Annotated in this window: 5 protein-coding genes and 2 pseudogenes; 3 read left to right on the top strand and 4 right to left on the bottom strand. The window is 57.5% G+C overall.

Annotated features, from left to right (window positions below):
- The first annotated feature begins 83 nt into the window (after positions 1 to 83).
- A pseudogene (locus tag AAFX91_RS36940) lies at positions 84 to 1,309 on the top strand (phenylacetate--CoA ligase family protein).
- A gap of 92 nt (positions 1,310 to 1,401) precedes the next feature.
- Positions 1,402 to 1,950, top strand: coding sequence for a D-glycero-alpha-D-manno-heptose-1,7-bisphosphate 7-phosphatase (locus tag AAFX91_RS36935; protein WP_394569793.1), 549 nt, complete (start codon positions 1,402 to 1,404; stop codon positions 1,948 to 1,950).
- On the opposite strand, the gene AAFX91_RS36930 is transcribed toward AAFX91_RS36935, so the two are convergent.
- The 4 genes and pseudogenes from AAFX91_RS36930 to AAFX91_RS36915 all read right to left on the bottom strand — a co-directional run bounded on the left by AAFX91_RS36930 (position 1,947) and on the right by AAFX91_RS36915 (position 6,421).
- Positions 1,947 to 2,609, bottom strand: a complete 663-nt coding sequence (locus AAFX91_RS36930; protein ID WP_130578654.1) for an acyltransferase — start codon at positions 2,607 to 2,609, stop codon at positions 1,947 to 1,949. The genes AAFX91_RS36935 and AAFX91_RS36930 overlap by 4 nt on opposite strands.
- Positions 2,610 to 2,809: 200 nt before the next feature.
- A pseudogene (locus AAFX91_RS36925) lies at positions 2,810 to 2,977 on the bottom strand (UDP-glucuronate 5-epimerase); the annotation flags it as partial.
- Positions 2,978 to 3,139: 162 nt separating this feature from the next.
- Positions 3,140 to 3,925, bottom strand: coding sequence for a class I SAM-dependent methyltransferase (locus AAFX91_RS36920; protein ID WP_394569792.1), 786 nt, complete (start codon positions 3,923 to 3,925; stop codon positions 3,140 to 3,142).
- 126 nt (positions 3,926 to 4,051) lie between these two features.
- Positions 4,052 to 6,421 carry a hypothetical protein gene (locus AAFX91_RS36915; protein WP_130578652.1) on the bottom strand — a complete coding sequence of 790 codons (2,370 nt, stop codon included), beginning with the start codon at positions 6,419 to 6,421 and terminating at the stop codon, positions 4,052 to 4,054.
- Positions 6,422 to 6,876: 455 nt separating this feature from the next.
- Between AAFX91_RS36915 and AAFX91_RS36910 the strand changes: the two genes are divergently transcribed.
- A partial coding sequence (locus AAFX91_RS36910; RefSeq protein WP_394569791.1) for a hypothetical protein occupies positions 6,877 to 7,163 on the top strand: 287 nt, incomplete at its 3' end.

Genomic DNA, 7,163 nt, shown 5'->3' with positions numbered 1-7,163 from the left:
TGACGAAACAATCCACGAGATCTTCCTAGCCGACCAGATCAGCCCTCAGTGCGTGGTCGCCGGATGACGCTCACGGATGACCCATGACGGATCACTATGACGCCCGCGAAACCCGCGATCCCGCCCAGCGCGAGGCGGAACTCTTCGCCCGCCTGCCGGAGGTCCTGCGGCGGGCCATGGCGGCTCCGGCCTATGCCGAGCGCCTCGAAGGCGTCGATCCTGCCACCATCACCAGCCGCGCCGCGCTGGCGCGCCTGCCGGTGCTGCGCAAGTCGGAACTCCCGGCCCTGCACAAGGCCGCCCCGCCCTTCGGCGGCCTCGTTGCCGGGCCGCCAGGATCGTTTGCGCGCCTGTTCACGTCACCGGGACCGATCTTCGAGCCTGAGGCTGCCCAGGCCGACGCCTGGCGCGGGGCGCGGGCGCTGTTCGCGGCAGGCTTTCGTCCGGGCGACGTGGTGCTCAACACCTTCAGCTACCACCTTACCCCCGGTGGCTTCATCTTCGATACCTCCGCCCGCGCGCTCGGCTGCGCCGTGATCCCGGCGGGCCCCGGGAATACCGAGCAGCAATTCGAGCTGATCGAGGCCTACCGGCCGATCGGCTACAGTGGCACGCCCGATTTCCTGAAGATCCTGCTCGATGCAGCCGAGAGCGCCAGGCGCGATGTTTCCTCGATCAAGCGCGCGCTGGTGTCGGGGGCGGCTTTTCCGAAATCGCTGCAGGAGGAGATCAAGTTGCGCGGCATCGAGGCCTATCAGGCATTCGGCACCGCCGATCTGGGCATGGTCGCGTTCGAGACCGAGGCCCGCGACGGCATGGTGGTCAACGAGGACCTGATCCTCGAGATCGTCAGGCCCGGCACCGGCGCCCCCGTGGCGGAGGGTGACGTCGGCGAGATGGTGGTCACCTCCCTCGACCTGCACCACCCCTGGATCCGCCTCGCACTTGGCGACCTTACCGCGGCCCTGCCCGGGCAAGCCCGTGCGGGCGTACCAATATGCGCATCAAGGGCTGGATGGGGCGCGCCGATCAGACGACAAAGGTCAAAGGCATGTTCGTGCGCCCCGAACAGATCGCCGAGATCGGCAAACGCCATCCGGAGCTCGGGCGGCTGCGCCTGGTCGTGACACGTTCCGGCGAGACCGACGTGATGACGCTGAAGGCAGAAACAGCCGCGGCGAGCACAGCCTTTCAGAGCGAGCTCGCAGCGACCTTGCGGACGGTGACCAAGCTTGGCGGCAATGTCGAACTGGTCGGCGCCGGCGCGCTGCCGAACGACGGCAAAGTGATATCGGACGAAAGGAGTTGATAGAGACTTCGAGGAAATATGGACTTGCGACAAATTATCGGCAAGAAAACTCTAATTGGCGTTAGGCACTGAGCATCGATAGGCAGAATTGGATGGCCGCAAGAAGACCAGCAGTCTTTTTCGATCGTGACGGAGTGCTGAACGAAGATACCGGCTATGTATTCGAGATCGGCAAGTTGAAATGGATAGAGGGCGCACGCGAGGCAGTAAAAGCCGTCAATGATGCGGGATACTTCGCCTTTGTGATCACCAACCAGTCGGGCGTCGCCAGAGGGCTATACGACGAAACTCAAGTGACCGCGTTACATGAGTGGATGGCAGCCGAGTTGGCGAAGATCGGAGCCCGTATAGATGCGTTCGAATATTGCCCATATCATCCTGAAGCTACGATAGAACGCTATCGTCAGATCAGTGACCGACGCAAGCCTGCACCGGGCATGATAACCGATCTATTGAAGCGCTTCCCGATTGACATCGACCGGAGCATTCTTGTCGGGGACAAGCCTACCGATCTAGAGGCGGCGCGCGCCGCCGGGCTGAAAGGATACTTGTTTTCAGGTCAGAATTTGGAGCGGTTCGTGAAACCGCTCCTGCAATCGAAAAAGACCAAAGCTGATCAAGATGACGGACGAGACGCCTAGCGGACCTCCATGCGGATCAGGCGTTGGCCCGGCTCATATTTGAGGATGTCCTTAGGGCCAGGGTGTCGTACCAGTTCCGAGCCGTTCAGAACATAGAGGTCATCGGTATGCTTGCAGCGCCATTCGCCCTGACCGCTTAGCGGCAGATCGATCTTCTCGCCAAACGCACTCACCCAGCCGACCTGCCGCGCAGGCGTTCCCACCATCATTGACCAATCCTTCGAGCTCTTGGTCAGCGTTGCGCCTGCAGCGAGGAAAGTGCCGACGCCACAGGTAATATCGGGAACCACGGTGGAGTTTGCGCCAAGCGTGGTGCCAGTTTTCACCAGCGTCTTCTTGAAGACAGCATGGCGGTTGACCGCGGCACGGGGAAAGGAGATGTGGGTAAACACCATGTACGGCGCACAGAACACGAAATCCTCGAGCTCGACATGCGAGAAGATCGAGACCGAATTGCCAAGCCGGCACGCATTGCCGACGATGGCATTGCGCTCGACATAGGTGTTCTGGCCGAGGCTGCAGTTCTCGCCGATCACCGCACCTGGCGCGACGTGGGAGAAATACCAGACCCTGGTGAACTTGCCGACCTTCGCCCCCTCCTCGACCACGGCGCTCGGATGGATAAAGGGTTGTGGATCATCTGATTCCGGCGTCCTCATGCAGGATGCTTCTCCTCCCTGGCGCCTTCACAGCACCCCATAGTCGCTGCTGATGCGCCCCTTGACCGCTCCATCCTATATTAAGAAAATCCCTTGCGGATCAAGGCGGAAGTGCAGAAAACCGGCTGAACCCGGAGCCATCTATCCCGATCTTCTGATTAAGACGGCTCCCGGACAGGTGAACGGGGGGCAGTCCTCGCTCAGACCTTGTGATATTCGCGATACCAGTTCCCGAATCGTTCGATGCCATCCTCAATCGTGGTCGCAGGCTTGAACCCGATGTCGCGCGCGAGATCGTCGATATCGGCGTAGGTCGCGGGCACATCGCCCGGCTGCATCGGCAGCATTTCCTTCGTTGCCGTCCGGCCTTTTCTCAGCCGGCTCGTGGTTGGAATCTCTTTGGGGGGTAGCTCCAATTGGACCGTGAGAATGAGCACCCACACGAGTGTGGAACAAAGGTTTTCTAATAGCGGTGCCGGAAACGGTGTCGGCACCGCTTCGATGAGCAATATGACTGCGTAGCGTCTTGATTAGCGCTTGCGCCGCAGAATAGTCGCGTCTTGCCCTCCCTTTGGAATATCGAAGTATCCGGACCATTGACCAGGAAGAACATCACCAACGACCTCCAGTCCGGACGAAGCTACAAGCGCTTGCATCTCGGTGTCTATATAGGCGACGGCGCCCATTGGCGATTTTGGATCGTTGATCAAACAGCCTTCTTCTAGGACGTGCTCGAAACGAAGATTGAACGGCGTGAGATTGACTGTTCTTGCCTTCGCGAGGATTTCGTCGTTCACAATAAACCACGTCGCAAAGGCGGTGCCGGTGGGCTTCAACACGCGGGCAAATTCGCGAAGATAGTGCGCGATATCCACCTTCCTCATGTGCGTAAAGACCGACCATAGGATAATTCGATCGATGGAGGCATCTGGCGGTGGAAGCCTCACGTCGGTCGTTCTCATCGTGCCGCCAGGATTATGAAGCTGGTCGCCAATATCGAAATGGACAAATTTGAAGTTTGGATGCCTTACAGTGATATTGTCGCTGCACCATCGGATCGAGTCCTTAACGATATCAACGCCGATATAGCTGCCCTTCGCGCTGAGGACATTTGTAAGCGGGATCGCGTCCCGTCCGATGCCGCAACCGATCTCTAGAACAGCATGATCTGGATCGATCGGGGTGTGCTCTTTGAGAGCGGCCATATGGAATTCGCACATCGGCTCAAACGTGTCAGGGCCCCCTCCGGTAAGGTTCATCAGGCGGATTGGAATGTCATAGCCAAAATGGCGCGTTATTGGCTCTCTTGGCGACATTAGGATCCCCTCGTTACCCAGACCATGATGTCTAGCAGCCTAACCTGATTGTAAGCAAGTCGCCCTTCGGACCGGCTTGGCGCCGCCTATCGATGCGGTTGGACCTATCGTTTTCGGCACAAGCACTTAATCGCCATAAGCTCGAAAATCGAGGTCCTGGGCGGTCTCAGAACTCTTCCAGGCGGCTATCAGTCCCTGGCCGACCGGTTCATAGGACAATTGCAGCAAGGTCTTTCCGCCGCTGATTTGAATGATCGGTTCGAAGGTGAACATGGCATAGTTGTTGTCGCGCACAAGTGCGGCGTTCAACCGTGACTTGCCCAGAACGTTCCCGTTGTCGTCGAGCACTGAAAGGGTCAAGAGCCCCTTGTTGATTTGTCCGTAGGTGGATAGACGAACGTCAATTGCTCGGATGGTGTGAGCCGGAGTGGGAATTTCCGCGGTGATCGTGGTCCGAATGAGGGATGGGACACCTTTCCGCCCATCAGCGAAAGTCGAAACAAATCGCGAAGACGCCGGTTGGCACGGAGTACCCTCGTCGCAGTCTATCTTCTCCCAGGACACGGAGAAGGGCTCGTTGTAGTCGCTAAGGTTCTCGCTCTCGAAGCGGATCGCAACGACCTTCGGTCCTTCCCAATCGAGGCCACCGAGGAATTTATAGAGCGTGGAATAATTCTCAAAGAGCGGAGCTATCCAGACGCCGGTCATCAGGTGCGGCGGCATCAGCCGATATCTTTGCTCGGTGCCGTCCGAAAGGATGTAGACGAGGTGTATCGGGCTGAGGCGGAAGAGTGCCTCTTTGAGTTTCGAGGAAAGAGATTTGGTGAGATCAACCTTGACCCGCAGAATTGCCGAGGTCGGCGTCGGAGGCAAATAAATCGTTTTGTTCCAGCGCGCCAGTTCCGACTTGAAAGGCGTCGGCTCGCTAAAACCTCGCTCCGCGTCCGAGAGGCGTTCCAGCAAGCCAACCTGAAGTTTTGAAGGGTCATTCTCCACGAACACTGTTCGATAGTGTCGCATCACCTGCAGGAACGCGATCGGATCATCGAAAAGTTGGTGACGGTCGTCGACTCCGGCGATCGAGTCTCTCGGATGATGCATGATCAGAAAGCTTGGCGCGTTTGGACCCCGCAAAAAATCGGCGTTGAGGCTATCGAGATGTTCCGTAAAGGCATTGAAATGCTGAAAAACCGGCTTGAGGCGCCAGTTCAGTTGGGGATTGGCAGCCACAAGGCTGAGTTCATAGGAATATGCGTCGACCGTCTTTTTGCCGATGCGATTCAGAGTATCGGCCTCGAGCCGAGAACCCGCCAATTGTGAGTCTGAGACCTGCCGGAGGTACAATCGATACTGCGAATAGTGACGGAGGTGAGCCAACGGCTCCAGCCCGCCAGCAATTCTAGGCGTGAACTTGAGATTAGCATTGTCAAGTGCTGTTGCGGCCAGGAGTGTGATGGCAGTCGCCCCGAGGATGCCGATCGTAGGTCGGTAGAAGGCAAGGGTGAACCAACCATTTATTGTGTTACTCGCCGAGGCTGGCGATTTGCTCAGATGCAAGATCGAGACGCAGAACGTCGAGAACGCCAGGATGATAACGAGCGCGAAAACGTGAGCGTCGTATCGAACGACGCCATGTTTCCAGGCGATGGCGACCAATGGAATTATGGTTGCCAGCGCATGCAAGTTGCGCCAGCGGGGCAGCAGTCCAGCGAAGATCGCGAGCAGCGCCATAGCCGACAAGAACAGGCTTAAGCTTAGTCTCTCGTTTGCTCGAGAGGCGCTCATTGACGCGGTATATCCGGCGGACAATTGCAGTGAGTTGTAGAAATATGAGGAAATTCCTTCGACGGATCCACTGAGGATAATCCAGGCGACACAGAAACTCACCGCGGTTGATATGATTGCGACAGCGGCGCGTCGAGAGATCTGGCGAATTGAGGTGAACGGTACCAGCGTGCTTGCGATTATGGCACCGAGGCAGCTGACGCCAATCGTCACCTTCATCAAGAGCCCGACAGCAGCTATCAGTCCGCAGCATGCGATGATCGGGGTCCTAAACCGAGGTTCTTCATACCCCAGAAATAACAGCAGCATGACGAAGCACGACGGCAGTCTTTCGATATCGATGTAGCCGGATACAACTGCGCCGAGGGCAAGTCCCAGGATCGCGCTCCAGGCCTGTGTACGGCTGACGACGAAGTAGCTCATTGCCGCCGCAAAAGCTGAATACACGATGGTCCAGAAGACGTACCCCACCGTGAAATTGCTGCCGACGTCTTCGATTGCGAGGAGAAATCCGAGCGGTCCGTAGGTATAGATGATATCGGTTCCAAACCGCGCCCCGGTGGAAGCCCCGAGGTTCAAGATGTAAGGAAATGACTCGTCCAGCCCCGGGAGCATCGGTATAACCGGCACTCGGTATGCCTGCAGAAAGATGATCAGCGCGCCGATCCAAAAAAGAAGCGGGTACCTGCGGCAAATCCCGATATCAACCAATATAAGCTCCCCCACGTATCATGACCATTCCGCGAGAAAGCCTCGTATCATTCGCGCAAAACTGGTGCAACCCGCGCTGCACAAGCAGTCCGTGGCATCTAACTAAAGTGACCTGCTCCCCTGTTTGCCCTCGTTTATAAGGGGAGAGTCTGTTCTGAGTTTGGCCCCGGTTGGGGCGAGTTGCGAACTCGGGGTCGTCTACGGACTTGATCGATTCTCTCGGTCCCGCGCAGCAATCCGAAACAACTAGTGCGTGGGATTGCGTGGTATTCGAAAGGTTTTCAGCGACAACCGCTGTTCGACTTTCGCGGCGCGCCGGCGCGACAAAGAAGAGCCAGTTTGTTGCCTGGCTTTCCGGCAGTGATGCAGTTGTCCATATCAATCGGAATGACCGCCAAATCTCCCTGAGTAGTGGTGTCTGACCAACTCGCCCGCTCCCATGGGACGACCTTGACATGGTCAAAGATGCGGCGCGCTATATCGAGCGTTCTCACCCGGCCAAGCCAGGGAGTTGCACGCTTACCCGTCATTGCCTCCAAAACCCTTCTTATGCACGCACGCTCGAGGCGGTCGGCAGCAGCCAACTCGCATGCCGCGACACCGCGCAGTGGATAGGGGCGTTGGATCAATTGATTGGCAGCGAGGAAGCTCCTGCCCGAGCTGACACACTAGGCCGTGTGGACTCTTGGGATTCTCAAATCAGATTGAACGTGATTCAAGGCTTTCTTTTAGGAGGAAGCCT

The sequence above is a fragment of the Bradyrhizobium sp. 31Argb genome (assembly GCF_043638955.1).
In the GTDB taxonomy this organism is placed as follows: domain Bacteria; phylum Pseudomonadota; class Alphaproteobacteria; order Rhizobiales; family Xanthobacteraceae; genus Bradyrhizobium.
This window is presented reverse-complemented; position numbering and strand designations above follow the sequence as displayed.

What these genes read in the sequence shown, in the direction of transcription:
- AAFX91_RS36935 (WP_394569793.1), top strand. Translation starts at nt 1,402, where the DNA reads ATGGCCGCAAGAAGACCAGCAGTCTTTTTCGATCGTGACGGAGTGCTG.
- AAFX91_RS36930 (WP_130578654.1), bottom strand. Translation starts at nt 2,609, where the DNA reads ATGAGGACGCCGGAATCAGATGATCCACAACCCTTTATCCATCCGAGC.
- AAFX91_RS36920 (WP_394569792.1), bottom strand. Translation starts at nt 3,925, where the DNA reads ATGTCGCCAAGAGAGCCAATAACGCGCCATTTTGGCTATGACATTCCA.